Source organism: Halomonas pelophila (assembly GCF_040196315.1).
In the GTDB taxonomy this organism is placed as follows: domain Bacteria; phylum Pseudomonadota; class Gammaproteobacteria; order Pseudomonadales; family Halomonadaceae; genus Halomonas; species Halomonas pelophila.
Window position 1 is genome coordinate 1 of sequence record NZ_JBEGCI010000024.1, and the last position, 16,143, is coordinate 16,143.

Genomic DNA, 16,143 nt, shown 5'->3' on the forward strand with positions numbered 1-16,143 from the left:
GAGCTCGGCTTCCTGGAACTCGAGTTCGCTGAGCCGGCTTTCAAGCTCGATGAACTGCTGGACAGTAGCCTCGGCTTCGGCGCTGAGATCGACACTGTTCTGCTCGGTGCGATACCGGTTGAGGCTGTCCTCGGCAACGGCCAGCTGATCGCGAAGCTGCGGGGCCTGTTCCTCCAGGAAGGCCAGACTCTTCTCGGCCTCGGCGGACTGGCGCTGAACGTTCTGGGTGAGGAAGGTCTCGGCCACGGCATCCAGCGAACGACGGATCTCGTCGGGATCGGGGCCTGTCATCGTGAGGCGCAGCATGCCGGTGTTGGCGATGCGCCCTCCTCCGATCTCGTCCACCTTCAGGCGATTGCCCAGGCTCTCGATGGCGGCAGGACGAGAGCGCTTGATCAGGATGAACTGGGCACCCTCAGGGGCGTCAATCTCGGCCAGACGCAATTCGATGTCGCCATTGGCGAAACTGGCCAACTCACCTACCTGTCCCTGGCCAAGCACGCGGGGTTTCTCACCGCCCAGGGTAAGGGTATAGGCACCGCGCTCCCCTGCCGTGACGATCAGCGGGCTACCTCGCAGGGGATCGGCAACCTCGAGGCGGGCCAGAAGCAGTGACTCGCCTCCCCATACCAGTGTCCGTCCCTGCAAGAAGTCTGGGAAAAAGAGCTCTGACTTCAAGATGTCGGGAACTGCAATGCTGCCCTTAAGCATCTCGGGTGTTGCTGGGATTTCTTTGATGAACGCGGGAAACTCGAGACGTCGAGGCAGCCATTCGGCAAGGTCCAGACGGTGGATGAGAAAGTTGGGGCGGGCAATCTGATGCCGTTCAATGAAATTCCCGACCAGCGGCGGACGTTTGGGACGTATTACGGTATCCAGCCCGACCCGGTCCACGACCTGACCCAACACCAAGCGCGACTGCAGGATCTGCAATTCCGCGGCAGTAGAGCTGTCAGGGGTATCTCCCGTTCCCATAACATTGGCCAGATCACCAAGCGGGCTCACCGAGGAGCGATGCTCGATCTGGACGAGGGCATCGCCTTGGTAGATCGGCGTTGCCAGAATGGTGTAAAGCACCCCTCCAGCGGTAAACAGAGACGTGATAAAAACGATCCGCCACTTGTGATCGAGCAACATGCCGATCAATCGCCCCAGATCAATACCGTCCCTGTCAAGCTGTGTGGGAAGGGCCATGTTCATATCAGTGCACCTTCTTGAAGGATCACAGGTCGCTGACGTCGGAAGCGCTTTGAGCCACATCTCCGGGCAGCACCAGCGATGGGAGCAGCAGGCTAATCACGCGATTCCAGCGGGCCACCGGGGCGGTGGTCACATAGACCACGTCTTGCGGCTGCAGCCTAAAATCGCTGCCCATGATGAATGCCGTGGCGTTGCTGACGTCAAGTTGGAAGACTGTGGCCAGCTTGTCGCTGCCTGCATCGTGCCCACGTATGACGAAGATTCCCGAGGGCTCTGCAGTTTCTTCGCTTATCCCGCCTGCACGGGCGATTGCATCTGTGAGTGACAGCCGCTCATTACCCAGCATCAAATTGCCAGGGCGACGCACCTGGCCCATCACCGCGACGCTCTGGTTCTCGGCGCTAGGCACATGCACGACATCTCCATTACGCAGCAGACGGTTCTCACGCTGATTGCCCTGGCGCAGAAGGGCGTAAAGTGAAAGACGCTCTTCCTGTCCGGCCCGGTTGAGGATCACCTCATGCCAGTTGGCATCGTCCTGGGCACCCCCGGCTTGACTGATGGCATCCACCAGAGTCATCGGCACACTGGTAATGGGCAGAGTACCGGGCGTGCCTACCGCTCCACTGACATAGACCTTCTGCGAGTTGAAGGCCGCCATGCGCACGTCAACCTGGGGCTCAGAAATATAAACGGACAAACGACGAGCGAGTATTTCACGGATCTCGCCGAGAGTGAGATCCGCGACCTGGACCCGACCGACATATGGATAGAAAATGCTACCGTCACGGCGGACTTCATGGCCAGCTTCTGCAGCGCTGCGCTCACTCCCAGCAGGGATGGTCAATTCGGGGTGGTCATAAACAATGATACTGAGCACATCGCCTGGCCCGACCCGGTATTCGTAGCTCTCCAGAGAGTCACGCAACTGGCGCTCCATCGGGTGCGCCTGACTGACTGTCTCGCGGTAGGTGGCTACCAGTGCGGGTGTGATGGGCTGGATATCGACAAGACCATCGAGAGGCACAGCCTCAGCGCTATAATCGATATGTCCACCTGGTGCCATCGAGCAACCGGCCAGTAGAATGACGCCAAGCAGGACCGCTAAGGAGGGAAGGTGGCGAGAGTGGCGCATGATTTCCTGCCTCTATGGAGAATCGGGAAACTCATCGTTACAAGATGTAATTAAAAGTAATTATGGCACAGGATTTTTCCTGTGCATGCCGCTACACGCATATAAATACTGAATAAAATAATGCTTTATAATGAGAGCGCTCTCAGTCTCTCCTGCAGACATACTATATTGCGCTGTGTGAAAGGACTTAACCCGACTTATTCATGAGGCTAACCTGAAAGCGAAGATGACGATCGGTTTTCTCTCTTAGAATCAGGATGTTTCTGCCAGAATACGATTCAACCCGTCACAATCATGAGGTCGCTGATCGATCATCGTGAATACCCGTGTTTCCGGTACCGACCCCCAAGAGCAGCATTCGCGTTGTGAGAATCTGCCGGTTAATGCCCGAATAAAGCTTTTCTTCGTTTCTCAATAACTTTAAGGAATAAATGTCGTCCCTCAGAGCAGCCGTGATTGCCCGTCACCGCTGTGGCCGCTTCCTCATTTGGGTCAGTCGTGGTGGCGTTGGGTCGTCAGCTCAGCGAGGTCAGACTCGGCAGTCCCTTCGACAAGGTCCGCCACTTTTTATCGGCGGCGTCACCGAGGTGAACGGTGATGCGCCGGGCGTGGAGCGAAAACGTAGCCAGCTACCGTGAGTTCCTGCTCGCGCATCCGGATAAGGCTCCAGCCTTGCCGGGATTGCCGCTGCAGCAGACAGCGCAGGCCATACAGGACTTGAGGGGCGTAGAGGCTCAGAAGCACAGGCTCACCTCGTTGTGGACCATCACGTCCTGGACGGGGGAGGCGCCGCGATCCGTCGACGAGAGATGCACGTCGAGCGCCGACTTCGTTCAGCGAGGTCAAGCTCCAGATCACCAGCCGCATCAATCCCGTCGCTATTGTCGAGGGCTTCAAGCAGCAACCGCAAGGCACCGCTGTCGGTGGTGGAGCACTGGCTGCCGAGCTCAACACAGATGGAGCCGTTGCAGGCGGGATCCAGTGAGATACGCTTTTACCCATGGCGGATGGTCCTCTGTAATCAGGTTCTTTCCATAACAGTAATTTTTCGAGAGAATACCATCCGCTATCTTGATCTTTAGGCCAGTCTCATGAATAAGCCAATCCTCGTCAGTAGGTTTAGGGGGCAATCAGGCTTCGCTTGGCACACTGCTGCGCTGATTTCTTTAATCCGGGCTACTCAATACCCTTAAGCGAAAAAATGCAGCAATCATGAAAAACAAACAATTGCTACTATGACAATTACATAATGACAACACCTATCGTAAGAATGCTCGACTTTTCTACGCCCCTATCCATATAAAATTAACAAAAATTTTCCTTTATCAGATGTAAACCTCCAACAAACCACAATGCTTCCAGGCATTTATATATTGTTCTACGGTCGTCATCGGAAGTGCCACTTCCATAGCCAGTTGCCGGATGGTCGTTGGTCTGCTAATGGAAGGAATGATGTTCATAAGCTTCCTCTTCCTCCGTATATTTTCATCCGGTTTATCGCCGAAAGCAACTTGACCAGGGTCGATATATAGATCGTATTCAGGATTTGACAGACAAATATTGCCCATGAATCTTTTTTTAATAACGGGTGATGTCTCGAGTCTACTGATGGCATCCTCAACGAGACTAAGTGCTTCGGCAAGCCGTTGTTCGCTCATCAACGCTACATTATCGGCATCGGTATGGTACTCAGGATAGGGGAAGCGTGACAGCGAGGCCATTGGAATACCATAGGCCTCCCAGATGTACTCGTCGTTGAGAAGAAGGCTTTCGAACTCCCCAATTCGGTGCTCGTAGTCTACCTCACCGAGCGCTTCCTGTAGCGAAAGCTCGATATTGCTTTTCTGGCTTCTCGATAACTGCAGATTCAGCTGCGTGGGCGAGCCCAGCATTTCCAGCATGACACCCTCTAACAGACGTTGCCGATCATCATCGGGCATCCTGCCCAGATAGTATTCGTTACCCATGATGCCTGGTGCCAGCACCAGCCGATAACTGAATTTCAAATCACGCTCGCGAAGCATTTCGAAAAGGGCTACACCTACGGCTACGCCGGACACGCCATCGTTGGCAACGCCCGGGTGATCCAGGTTGGCGCCGAAAACGATGGTTTCCTCGAGTTTACCAGGCAGATGGTACTCCAACACTTTCAGGGTGCCGGGCGACTCCTCGGTATCTATCAGGACATCGTAGTCGCCCTCCGGCAGTGAGTCGTAGAGCGCTTTGGGAACACAGAACCCCCAATCACGTTTCCAACTCGTAAAGAGCTGCCGGAAGTGGAAGGGGATACGGTCATCGAATCGGTGATCATAATGCAAATGACAACGAAGCTCCTCTCTTGTCACCGTACCGTTAAAAGGAGCCGAGAGGGCCATCACGGCCATAGGATGCCAAAGGCCGTCATAAACCAGTCTACCATTGTGGTATATATGAGCAGATCTAATATCCCATTTTGGAGGAATTACCCAACCATTATAATTATCGCTACATGGGAAATTCAGCTCCTTGAATGGAAAAATCTCTTTCATATAACTGATGGTATCATCGTAATCGCTGGAGCAAATCACACGATTCAAAGACGAAAGGTCTGACACTATCTTCATCATTTCACTCATAGGATCATGCCACCCTGCCACTTGCTACCGGTTAGCTTATAAAACCATGAAGCCCATGCCTATTAGTTTTTAATTAACACTGTGCTATATAGGTGTATTATAAAAAACTTCCCTATCCGGCTTATCAACAACCCCGTTCTGAATACTCCTCAGGATCTCCTCCATCCCTTCAGGGACTTTTTTTGAGATCAAAAAACCCAATTCATCCTTGATCTTATCAAAATTCACTCGGTAATCTCTAGGATCTTCACTTTTCTCAATATACTTTATTCTTCCCTTAGGCATCAACTTTAACAACTCATCGACAATCATCTTTTTAGTGTAATTTTCGAGGGAATCACCCACGTTGAATACATTATAAGCAACTTTTTCTTTAGGCTGTCTCAACACCGTCAGCATAGCACGGGAAAAGTCACTAACATGGCAATAGGGCCTCCAAAACTGCTCGCCAAATACAAGCAGCTCCCTACCCAATGCCAGTTCCTTGGTGAACTCATTGACAGTCAAATCAAACCTCATACGAGGTGACATTCCATAGACAGTTGCGAACCTCAAACACGTAGGAGAGAAATCATGTTTCTTTTCAATCTTATTTAACAAGTAGTCCTCAACCTTCACCTTAAGTTCTGCGTAAAGCGACACAGGTGCTAGAGGGGAGCTTTCATCAACATATTCACTCGCGCCACTCATTTTTCCATAATTACTGCATGTAGACGCAAAGATAAATCTTTCAATATTCGACTGAAGCGCCTTGTCAATCAAATGAATAGAACTGTCCCAATTTGTCTTTGCGGCAACCTCGGGCTCTAATTTACAGGCTGGATCGCCAACAATGGCAGCAAGATGAATAATTCCATAACAGTTGCTTTTTTCAACAACCCTGTCAACTTCAGCAAAATCATTGATATCGATATTCTCTAACCAAAATTGTGGATGACAACATATATCTATCAGTGACGCCCCCCCAAAACGTAGATTATCGATACATATTACCCTGTAATTATTTTGCAAGAGCTTCCTGACCAAAAGAGACCCGACATATCCCGCTCCGCCTGTGACTATGATGGTTTTAATATCCGCTGATTCAGTTCCATCTTCATTAAAATAATGTGGAGCAGGCTTGAGATCCTCCGGATAGCAATACTCTTTCGTATCCACTTTATAAACAACCCTACCAGTATCGTCCATTTCCTTGTCGACGACTTGTAAAATGCTCCCCACATTGTTGTGAGCAATCACAAGATCCCCGGTTCTGAATATAGTCACCTTGAACCTCCAATATTCCTATGTGTCCCGATTCCAAGACTAACCAACGGCTCAATATTTTGAGTTGGGGGGTAAATCATTGGTATCCAGCCGAGGCAAGCATAGAGGGTCATGAATGGCAGGATCAGCCAATGCCACCTCAACTGTCAGCCCCAGTGCACAATCCTTTTTACGCAACTTTGCCAAGACAGCATCGTTGTATCCTCCGTAGGGGTAGCACATCACCCAATCACGGGTCAGCACACCCAACTTAGACAGAAACTCCAAGCTGGCATCTATCTCGCTCTCAAGGTCATCGTCAGATAGGGTATTCAGCCAGAGGTGTCGATCGCCATGGCTACCGATCGCCATGCCAGCAGAGTAAAGTTCGCGAATTTCGTTGGCACTCATGTATAGGTTTTCGGCAAATCCTCTTTCATCCTCGGTAACAAAGCAACGAAAGAGTCGGTTAACCATCTTTTCACGCAGTGGCATCGGCAAGCCTTTCTGCAGGAGGCGCTTTATAAAGGTGACATCAGGAGTGTCGTAGCGGCTACCTCCCGAATAAGCCAGAAAATATTCTTCATTGCTTCGGAGATTGTATTCGGTGCGATGCTCTTCTATCATCGCAAAAAGCTCGGCCACCAGAAGACTGGAATCCTTCACACTGGCAAGAATGAAGTGAATCTTGTTGACATCCAGCACTCGCCTATCACGCACGGAACACGCCGGGGGAAAGAAACTCCCTTGTATTTCTCGAGCGATAAGCAGCGGCAGTACATATTCATAGTGATCACGATATCCGTCATCAAATGTGAGAAGCAGCGATCGTTCAGGTAGCATAAGCTCACCTCGCGTGGCAGCAATTACTTGCTCCATGGTGACCACCTGGTAATGATGCTGAATAAAGTCGAGCTGCCCGCAAAAACGGGTCAAATCAAGTGCTTTGAGATCAGGAAAGTGTGACTCTTGTAATGGTCGCACATAGTGATACATAACTATCGTCAGGCTGGCAGACATCTTGGGCCCCTCTTTTCGTCCCCGTCTCCATAAACGTCGTTACCAGGCGCTGAGGCCACCGTCGACATGCAGACACTGCCCTGTTACATAGCGTGACGCATCCGAGGCCAGATAGAGCAAGGCTCCGACAAGGTCTTCGGGATTTCCCATACGCCCGAGCGGGACTCTTTGAGAATACCGGTTAACAAATTCAGCATTTTGGCCGCTTTTCACGCCTCCCGGCACCAGCGTATTGACACGTATATTGTGCGACGCCCAGTTCGTCGCAAGATAGCGAGCGAGGCCGGCCACTCCTGCTTTCGAGGCGGCATACACAGGAGGATTATTAATGGAGACGCCCAGATATTCTGACCCCTTGTAGATTCGTGGATCGCTCCCCAACTGACCATAGATCGAACCAGTATGGATGATGCTCCCACCCCGGCCCTGATCGATCATGCGCCGACCGACACAGCGAGAGACCAGGAAAACTCCGTCTAGATTGACGGCCATGATCTTGCGCCACTCGTCGAGTGTGTAATCCTCCACCGGAGCGAAGAATGCCGGCAGGTCATCGGATTTGCTGGCCGCGTTGTTGTGCAGGATATCGATGCCACCGAAACGCTCGACCGTGTGCGCGACCAGCGCTTCGACGGACTCTGGATCGGCAACGTCGCATGCAAAACCGGCGCAGGCTACACCTGTGGTCTCACCCAGTTTGATAGCTTGGCATGCCGCGGCCTCGCCATCCAGATCAGCCACCACCACATGCGCACCATACTCTGCCAGGGCCAGGCAGAAGTGTTGTCCCAAGATGCCTAGACCACCGGTGACGATGGCAACGCGTCCCTTCAGATCAAACAGGTCATGAAATGTCGAGTTCATCCAGTGTCACCTCTTCTCGAGTTTTGATTGCCAGCTTCCCGGCGATCAGAGTCTTTACCACATCAAATGTTGCCTCGACGGGGATGGCAGGGCGCTGCTCGACGACCTGGCGCCAAAACTCCCACAGGGTGCGGCGGAACATCGAAAAATTGTCGATAATGTCGACGGCGCCAATCTGCCGAAGTCCCAGCAACTCGACGTGAAAGATAGCCGGGGCCTTGCCGAGAGCATCAATCTGAATCGTTACGCCATCAGACATCGTTACGACCAAGGATTCGTGACTCGTCGGTAATGCACGCACCGACAATGGTCGTGAAGATAACAATGGCAGGATAGCGTCCAGCAGGTGCACTCCATAGCGCTCCCAGTCATTGACGATAGTCCCGCGAACCAGCTTCAACTCACCGTGGTCGACTTGGCCAGCACGCCACACATCCAGCTCTCGGGCATAACGCATCCCAGAGCAGGACATCAGCTGCCCCCGCTCAAGATAACTCTGAAAGTAGTGAAGCTCCTCGAGATCCAAGGTCAGTGGCTTATCGATGAAGACAGGAATTCCGGCCTCCAGGAAGGGCGTTGCCAGAGGAAGATGCGAGGCATGATCGTCCCTGGCAATGATTACCGCCTCTACCTGGCCGATCATGTCAGTAGGTGAGGCCACGGCATGGGGTATGCAGGCGGCCGCACAGAGCAACGTCGTCTGCTCTGCATCCTGAGTCCAGGCATGGGTGACGCGGAGCTCTCCGACGCCAAACTCCGAACCATGCCGGCGGCACACATAATCGTAGATGCCAGGCCACCCTGCAGCACGCAGGCCGTCGTCACAGTAGCCATTGATGATGGCTGAAAACGAGAATGGATGACCGTTGCCGTCGCTCATTCCCAGGATGCCGACGCGTATGACCATGATTGCTAAAGACCCGGTGGGTAGGAGGAAGGAATCAGCTGGTATCGGTCGGGTGCGAAGTGACCAGTGCCAGCATCCAGCTGCTAAGAAACAGGTGCTTGGAGACCGAAATCAGGCGTCAGGTGAGGAGGCGCACGTTTTCCCTTGCCAGACTGGCGAGACGGGCCGCACCGTTGTGCAACCGGTCTCTGAGCTCCTCACCCTCATAAAGATGAGCCCTTACAGCCGCCATGATGGCGTCGAGCTGATCCTCTAGCGCGAACGGATCCAGTGCGCTTGGTGGCATCTCCGCCTGCTGGAGGAAGGCATCCATCTTTGGCGTATGCCGGCTCAGGGCGATAACCGGAGTGCCGCCGCGGTGGGCGAAGATGCTGGGATGCCAGCGGGCGCCGATATACACCCGGGCATTCCCCATCAGGTTCACCGCAGTCTGCACCGGTAGGTTGGCCCCGGCCAGCGGCAGGCCTAGCCTCTCGGCGACAGGCTCCAGGATGCGCATGTCCTTGGCCGAGGAGGCGGTCAGCATCACCTGTCCAACACTTGCCTGCAGCGCTCGGCACAGTCTGAGGAAACCGGGAATGGCATCGAATCCCGGCCGAAGTCCCCGGAAATACACTGACCCCCCTCCTATACAGGCATAGGGAGCCTGGGGATCGAACGCCCCAACGTGCCAGTAAACCTCGGCGCTGTCCTCGACGGGAGAGGCCGACCGGCACCACTGTCCTTGAGGTTGCGGTGCATACAGATAGGCGGCATCGGCTGCCACCCTCCCCCGCCCCGCAGGACAAGCCCTAGCAGAATCACCCTCACGGAACACGATATCGTCGAGTAGGGGGTAGACGTGCCAAGCGATTTCTTCAAGTACTGGGTCATTCATGACAATACTGTGATTGACCATTGCAGTAGGCTTGTCAAAGAAACGCTTCGCCAAGTAAGCAATGAAGAAGATCATACGACTCTGCCGAGTCCTGTCGTAGATACAACCTTCACCGTTGATCAGGACGATATCGCACTGACTCAGTGAAGTGGCGAGGTCATTAAAAGTCTCACCATGCATCACTGAAAGGGCAAATCTTTCGAATTCACTCCAATCACGCGGTGATACATCCTCTTTTTTGCCGGTTTGTTCCTTTCTGATCTTTCCTATATCATCGTTCGCTTTAGGCGAGCACAAGGAATACTGATACAAAGTGGATACAATCGTACCACCAGCCGTGGATATTAGCTCTCGGAGTGCCTCTGAAGTGGCTCTACCTCCCCAGTTACTATCATCCGACGTATCATTAACCAAGCAGACTCTCATTTGCACTCCTCGTGCCGGAACATGGCGAAGGCGACTAGTCAATTATCCGATACGTCTCTGGGGCCAAGCCGCGCAACCAATCGACACCACGAAGATCTGGAAAAAGAGGCAGTTCATGGCCTAGCCAGAAAAAACGTCCGGTAGGGCCATTTCGATCTAGGCTCAGCAAATAATCGAAAGTCGGAAGACAAACCTCAGGCTCCATAGGAGCCGAGGGTGCCATGTTACTGCGAACAGGCCCAGGACTCATCAGATTGATCTTTATGTCGTAGTCCTCATGTTCCCGTGCAGCTGTCACGGTCAAGGCATTCAATGCGGCCTTGGAGGCACTGTATGCACCAAAGCCGGAAAAGCAGTTCATGGGCGCGCCAGATGTAATGTTAACAATGCGGCCGTAGCCATGCCTGCGCATGGCAGTAAGCAATCCCTGCATAATCTGATAGGGCGCAATGGCGTTTATGGCTAGTGAAGATTCCAACTCATCTCGAGATATCTCTGCCAAAGAGCGGGGGATATTCACACCTGCGTTGTTGACGACATACGGTATATACTCATGATCCCGCTGCAACGCACTTACGAGTTGAGAGACTTCTTCCGGTTTAGCCAAGTCACAACAATACGTTGTGATAGAGGAGTACATGCCTTTCAGGTCGGCAAGATACTTGGCGTTCCTGCCGACCGCAATCACCTGGTACTTATCGGCCAGATATCGGCATAGTGTGGTACCGACACCGCCGGTTGCACCGGTTACTAATATGCGACTACTCATTGGCTCCCTCCTTCCCCGTCAGGATCAATTCTGCAATAGCCAGGTCAAGTTCATTGTCGATGTCGACCGAGCGCTCGTCCGGCATGAGAATGCCTCCGCAGTGTCCGAACAGCAGTCCCGAGTGTCCCGGTGGAAGCCTGTCTGGACGATATGCATAGACGGCACCGTTAAGTTGATAGGCTGCTGGCAGTTCTTGTCTCGGACGCCAAGGGTCGACGCCGTTGATGAACGTAACCGGCATATCCCCCTCTAGACGCCAGGCACGACATGGGTTGAGCGCGGCAGCCTTGAAGGTAGCGACCGAGTCGAGGCCATCTTCCATCAAACGTGACAGCGTCCGCCGGATATCGTCCGAGGCGCGCAAGGGGCATGTCGGCTCCAGCAGTATTAACACATCGACACTTTCACCCTCCTGATCAAGCATTGCCCGCAGATCATGCAGGGTATCAATCACCAGGGCTTCGTCAGTGGCCAGGCAGGCCGGTCTCTCATACACCTCGGCGCCTAACGCTCGCGCCACCTTACCGATTGCCTCGCTATCGGTGGAGACAATCACGCGATCGATCTCATTGACCCTAAACGCTGCTTCCAACGACCAGGCAATCAACGGCTTGCCACCGAGGGGACGAAGATTCTTGCCTGGAATGTTCTTGCTGCCGCCGCGGGCCGGAATCACGGCCACGATGCGCTGATTGTCGATCATGAAGAGAGCCCGTGAATTAGTAAATAACTATAAAGAACTTCGTCAGGAGCGTAATTGGGCCATGGTGTCGCAATACTGTTGCCACTCACCGGTATCAAGCCAGGCCTTGTCGCTGATCGGATAGACGCCAACTCTTCCGCCAGAAGATTTCACATCCTCGATCAGTTCGGTCAGGTGGTAGAACTTGTCCTTAGGTATCAAGTCCAGCACTGAAGAGTGAAGCACATACATTCCCGTGTTTACCATGAAGTCGTAGTGGGGCTTCTCACGCATCGAGCAGAGTTGCCCATTATCAACAATGTCACAGATGCCATAGGGGATATCAAAATGACGTACGGAAACCACCATCGTAATATCATTTTTTTCTTCACAATGATGCTCGATCAAGGCATGATAATCAGCCTTTATAATTACATCACAATTGGTGACTATCAGATTCCCATGCAACTTCCCTGCAAGAGCATTCAGTCCGCCTCCAGTACCCAGCGGCTGGTCCTCGTAGAGGTACCGCACCTTGAAACCCGGCTTCAGTTCTTCGAAGTAGGCCTGGATCAACTTCGATTTGTAGTTGACTGACACATAGAAGTCATCGACTCCACACTCGGCGAAGGAATTCATGATGACTTCGATGGCTGTCTTTTCGCCAACCGGGATCAGGGGTTTGGGTAGTACATGGGTGAAAGGCGCCAGTCGCGTTCCCTTGCCACCGGCCATGACCACGACGGGAAGGTTCATGTCCGGGACGGTTTTCTTCTTCGCGCCGTTCAGGAAGACCTGCTCCCAGAACAGGATATCCTCGATACAGCCCTCGTCATCGAGCACCGGCACGGAAGTAAAACGCCCCTGCCGCATCCTCTTCTTGACGTCGGCGAGTTGATACCCTGCATGGATGGAATAGGGGCTACGATTGCATACATCACCGACGACACCATCCGTGTCGCCGCCTCCCAGGATCCAGCGCCGCACATCACCGTCTGTGAGGGTGCCGATCAATCGCGTCCGCTCATCGGTGACATAGAGGATCTGGCACTTGGACTCTTCCAGTTGATGAAGTGCCTCCAGAATCTTGCTCAACTCACCGATCAGTAGTGATTCATACATGGTCGTGATCCCCTAGGCCTTGCTTTAGCCCACCTGAGTCAGCATCGATGTCGTGAAATCTTTTTTGCAGCAGCTGTGGAGTGATCTCGAAGGTGGCCAGTACGTCCTTGATGCGAGTGGACGTGCTACCATCGCCGAATCGGTCGTATGGGTTATGCATGTCGGATAAAGCAGCCTTGAACGTTTCATCCAGGGCACGGATTAGTCCGTCGCGAATCGCCGCGACGTCGTTTCTGGTGGTGATCACGTTGGCTGCCGCGACACGCCCCTGCTGCCGCTTGCCTACGTTAACCACCGGGAGCCGGAATGAAGGGGCCTCGACCAGGCCGCTGGAGGAGTTGCCTACCATCACATCGAGATGGCGCAGGCATCCGTGGTAGAGCCGCTGCCCCAGGTTGTCGAAAAGCCTACCGCGACCGGGATTCGCTTCACACCAGGCCTCCAGTTGCGCATTGATGGCTCGCCCCTGGCTGTCGGCATTCGCCTTGGTAAAGACGAACTGCAGCCCATCGAAAGACACCAGCGCTTCCAGCAGCGCCGCAACATCCCGTCGTGCATCTCCGTGCTTGTCGCCGGTCACGGGGTGATAGGTTACCAGCGCGGTGAGTCGGTCGGGATCGATCCCCAGTGCCGCGAAGAGGTCGCTGCGCTCAATCATCTCTCCACGATGCAGATGGTCCAAGCCCGGCGACCCGAAGTTGAAGACTCTGGCGGGATCTTCCCCCATCTGAACGATCCGCTGCCGGTATGACTCGGTCGCCGGAAAGTGATAACTGGCCAACTTGGTGACTGCATGGCGAAAGTACTCGTCGATTGCACCGCTGCTGGTTTCTCCCCCGTGCAGATGGACCACCGGAATGCCGTGGACCACGGCCGACAGTGCCGCGGGGACGGTCTCGAAGCGGTCCCCAAGCAGCACGACCATGTCGGGGCGGTCGACTTCCAGGACGGTGCCACACTCCAACATGGCCAGCCCCATGGCCTTAGCCATGGCCGTGCGGGTATCCGATGAAAGGAGGATCTCCATACGCCGATGGATCGGAAATCCCGCTTTTTCTATGTCCTGCACGGTCATGCCAAACTCCGGAGACAGGTGCGTGCCCGTCACGGCTAGCATCAACTCCAGGCGTGAGTCGGCGTCGATTTCACGAAGCAGCCAGTAGAGCAGGCCGAAGTCGGCCCGTGTCGAGGTCAGTACCCAGAGGCGTCTTGGCGTCATGACAGGTCACACCATTCGATCAGTTGATCGGTCTCGATGTCGCGCGACGCGCGGCGGCCGATGATGGCCTCGAGAAACATTGGTGGAATGCCGGAGCCAGGACGCTTCAGGATGATATGCCGGGCGGTGATGACCTCGCCCTCGGGGATCATGGACGCCGCCACGATGGACTTGCGCACGCTGCCGATATTGGCAATCTCACAGGGGACCGGCTTCTTGATGCCGTCACCGATAGCCAGCTCGACGTTACGGATCGCCTGGACCATACGCCGGAAGTCTGCGGGGGCGAGTGAGGCAGAGTGATCGGGCCCCGGCAGGCGGGTATCCAGCGTGAAGTGCTTTTCAATGACCTTTGCGCCCATGGCGACGGCCGCGACAGGGATCTCGATACCGACCGTATGGTCCGAGTAACCGATCTCCTTGCCGAACGCTCTGGCCAGGGTAACCATCGCCGATAGGTTGATCTGGTCGAGAGGAGCCGGGTATTCGGTCACGCAGTGCAGAATGGTGATCTCACCCGCCCCTGCACCTTCAAGGATCGACAGAGCCGACTCGACCTCGGCCAGATGGCACATGCCCGTCGACAGGATGACCGGCTTGCCGAAACTGCCGATGCATTGCAGCAGCGGACGATTGGTGATTTCCCCGGATGGAATCTTGAAGAGGCGCATGGCCATGTCATCGAGGAGGATCGCGCTATCCTCGTCGAACGGGCTGGCCAGGAATTCGATATGGCGCTTCCGACAATGTGCTTGAAGGCGCCGGAGATCCTCCTCCGACATCTCCAGGGACTTCAACATGGAATACTGTGAATCGTCTCCCGGCACCGACTGCTTCTGATAGGCGGCCTTGCTGGCCTGGCGAGTCACCAGCCGATCCGCCTTGAACGACTGAAACTTGACCGCATCAGCGCCGCTGTCCTTGGCCGCGTCTACCAGTTCCAGCGCCATCGACAGATCACCATTATGGTTCACTCCGGCTTCTGCGATGATGAAGGCGGAAGCTGTATTCATTTAATTCTCCTGGCTGGTGTTCCCGCGTAGATACCGGGTTGGTCTATATCTCGCAGAACGGTAGCGCCGGCACCGATCACGCAATCCGAACAAAGACTCACGCCATGAACGAGAGTTGCACCCGCTCCGATCATCCCGTTGTCACCGACCGATACACCGCCGCAAAGGATCGCCCCCGTCGCCACGTGCACGTTGTCTCCGAGAAGACAGTCGTGATCGACTGTGGCACTGGTGTTGACGATACAGGCACACCCCAGCCGGCTTCCCGTCACCACCACGGCGCCATCCATCACCACCGTGCCCATGCCGCTCTGTACCCCCTGGTGCATGATCGCGCCCTTGGCCCGAATCACCGGAAACTGATAACCGTATGACTGTAGGTGCTCTAGCAAAACCAACCTTCCGGGGCTCGTCTTCACTTTTCCGATGCCCAGAGCCAGGTCATGGACCTTCGGTATTGGCTCCTCGGTCAAGAAGACATCCGTTCCCAGATAGGGGGTTTCGGCGTAGCTATTTGGGTCGGGATCGGTATAGCCCGTAACCCGATGTCCCAATGTTTCGAGGACGCAATGCACTACTCGTGCATGACCGCCACCACCCACGATGATAAAGTCGGACATTGCGACTGCCGTCTTAATTATGTCGTCAACAACTAGTATCAGATATTGTAGGTATTGGCCTCGTAACGGGCCAACTTATCCGGGCTGGAAACTAGTCGATAGTCTTGCTCAAACCAATAACCAGCCCGTCCTTGCACCCATCGCCACAAGTGAATCTGTCAAGTGTGAACCGATGAAGTCGTCCGCACCGGTAACGAAAACCTTAGAGCGTTGCAATTCCATGATACTTTGCCTTTATTTCGGTTTTCGTTTCCCACGCTACCGCCACGGAGATCTTTCTGGACGATCTCCAATACCGGAAAAAGATATTCCCTCGCCTCCAGAAGCCGACGAAATAATAGTGACTGACCCATTCAGGGATACAAAAAATTCTTTTCCTTCACACAAGGTTACATAATTCAGGCAATTGTTGCTCACACTATTTTTATC

Annotated in this window: 14 protein-coding genes and 1 pseudogene; all 15 read right to left on the reverse strand. The window is 54.0% G+C overall.

The window, feature by feature from the left end; genetic code table 11:
• The coding region (locus tag ABE957_RS17705) for a Wzz/FepE/Etk N-terminal domain-containing protein (protein WP_349759992.1) at nucleotides 1–1,200 on the reverse strand (1,200 nt) is incomplete at its 3' end.
• Between the two features lie 22 nt (nucleotides 1,201–1,222).
• Entirely contained in the window at nucleotides 1,223–2,335 is a 1,113-nt protein-coding gene (locus ABE957_RS17710; protein ID WP_349759993.1) for a polysaccharide export protein, read from the reverse strand.
• A 515-nt stretch (nucleotides 2,336–2,850) separates the two neighbouring features.
• Nucleotides 2,851–3,165, reverse strand: a pseudogene (locus tag ABE957_RS17715) (IS1380 family transposase); the annotation flags it as partial.
• Nucleotides 3,166–3,660: 495 nt separating this feature from the next.
• Nucleotides 3,661–4,950: a DUF4910 domain-containing protein gene (locus tag ABE957_RS17720; protein WP_349759994.1), complete on the reverse strand. Its 1,290-nt coding sequence runs from the start codon at nucleotides 4,948–4,950 to the stop codon at nucleotides 3,661–3,663.
• 84 nt (nucleotides 4,951–5,034) lie between these two features.
• A complete protein-coding gene (locus ABE957_RS17725) occupies nucleotides 5,035–6,216 on the reverse strand; it encodes an NAD-dependent epimerase/dehydratase family protein (protein ID WP_349759995.1) in 1,182 nt (393 codons plus the stop codon).
• 51 nt (nucleotides 6,217–6,267) lie between these two features.
• Nucleotides 6,268–7,215: a polysaccharide deacetylase family protein gene (locus tag ABE957_RS17730; protein ID WP_349759996.1), complete on the reverse strand. Its 948-nt coding sequence runs from the start codon at nucleotides 7,213–7,215 to the stop codon at nucleotides 6,268–6,270.
• A gap of 39 nt (nucleotides 7,216–7,254) precedes the next feature.
• Nucleotides 7,255–8,079 carry an SDR family NAD(P)-dependent oxidoreductase gene (locus ABE957_RS17735; protein ID WP_349759998.1) on the reverse strand — a complete coding sequence of 275 codons (825 nt, stop codon included), beginning with the start codon at nucleotides 8,077–8,079 and terminating at the stop codon, nucleotides 7,255–7,257.
• A complete protein-coding gene (locus ABE957_RS17740) occupies nucleotides 8,060–8,959 on the reverse strand; it encodes a Gfo/Idh/MocA family oxidoreductase (protein WP_349759999.1) in 900 nt (299 codons plus the stop codon). Before ABE957_RS17740 ends, ABE957_RS17735 begins: the two co-directional genes overlap by 20 nt.
• 145 nt (nucleotides 8,960–9,104) lie before the next feature.
• The gene (locus tag ABE957_RS17745; protein WP_349760000.1) at nucleotides 9,105–10,175 is read right to left on the reverse strand and encodes a polysaccharide pyruvyl transferase family protein; all 1,071 of its coding nucleotides are present in this window, start codon (nucleotides 10,173–10,175) and stop codon (nucleotides 9,105–9,107) included.
• A 148-nt stretch (nucleotides 10,176–10,323) separates the two neighbouring features.
• A complete protein-coding gene (locus ABE957_RS17750; RefSeq protein WP_349760001.1) occupies nucleotides 10,324–11,058 on the reverse strand; it encodes an SDR family NAD(P)-dependent oxidoreductase in 735 nt (244 codons plus the stop codon).
• Nucleotides 11,051–11,761: an acylneuraminate cytidylyltransferase family protein gene (locus tag ABE957_RS17755; RefSeq protein ID WP_349760002.1), complete on the reverse strand. Its 711-nt coding sequence runs from the start codon at nucleotides 11,759–11,761 to the stop codon at nucleotides 11,051–11,053. Before ABE957_RS17755 ends, ABE957_RS17750 begins: the two co-directional genes overlap by 8 nt.
• Nucleotides 11,762–11,803: 42 nt before the next feature.
• Complete coding sequence (locus tag ABE957_RS17760; RefSeq protein ID WP_349760003.1) at nucleotides 11,804–12,862, reverse strand: sugar phosphate nucleotidyltransferase; 1,059 nt, start codon at nucleotides 12,860–12,862, stop codon at nucleotides 11,804–11,806.
• The gene (neuC, locus tag ABE957_RS17765) at nucleotides 12,855–14,081 is read right to left on the reverse strand and encodes a UDP-N-acetylglucosamine 2-epimerase (RefSeq protein ID WP_349760004.1); all 1,227 of its coding nucleotides are present in this window, start codon (nucleotides 14,079–14,081) and stop codon (nucleotides 12,855–12,857) included. Before neuC ends, ABE957_RS17760 begins: the two co-directional genes overlap by 8 nt.
• On the reverse strand, nucleotides 14,078–15,094 hold the full coding sequence (gene neuB, locus ABE957_RS17770; RefSeq protein ID WP_349760005.1) for an N-acetylneuraminate synthase: 1,017 nt from the start codon (nucleotides 15,092–15,094) through the stop codon (nucleotides 14,078–14,080). The genes neuC and neuB overlap by 4 nt, the downstream gene beginning before the upstream one ends.
• Nucleotides 15,091–15,714: a NeuD/PglB/VioB family sugar acetyltransferase gene (locus tag ABE957_RS17775; RefSeq protein WP_349760006.1), complete on the reverse strand. Its 624-nt coding sequence runs from the start codon at nucleotides 15,712–15,714 to the stop codon at nucleotides 15,091–15,093. The genes neuB and ABE957_RS17775 overlap by 4 nt, the downstream gene beginning before the upstream one ends.
• Nucleotides 15,715–16,143: the final 429 nt, after the last annotated feature.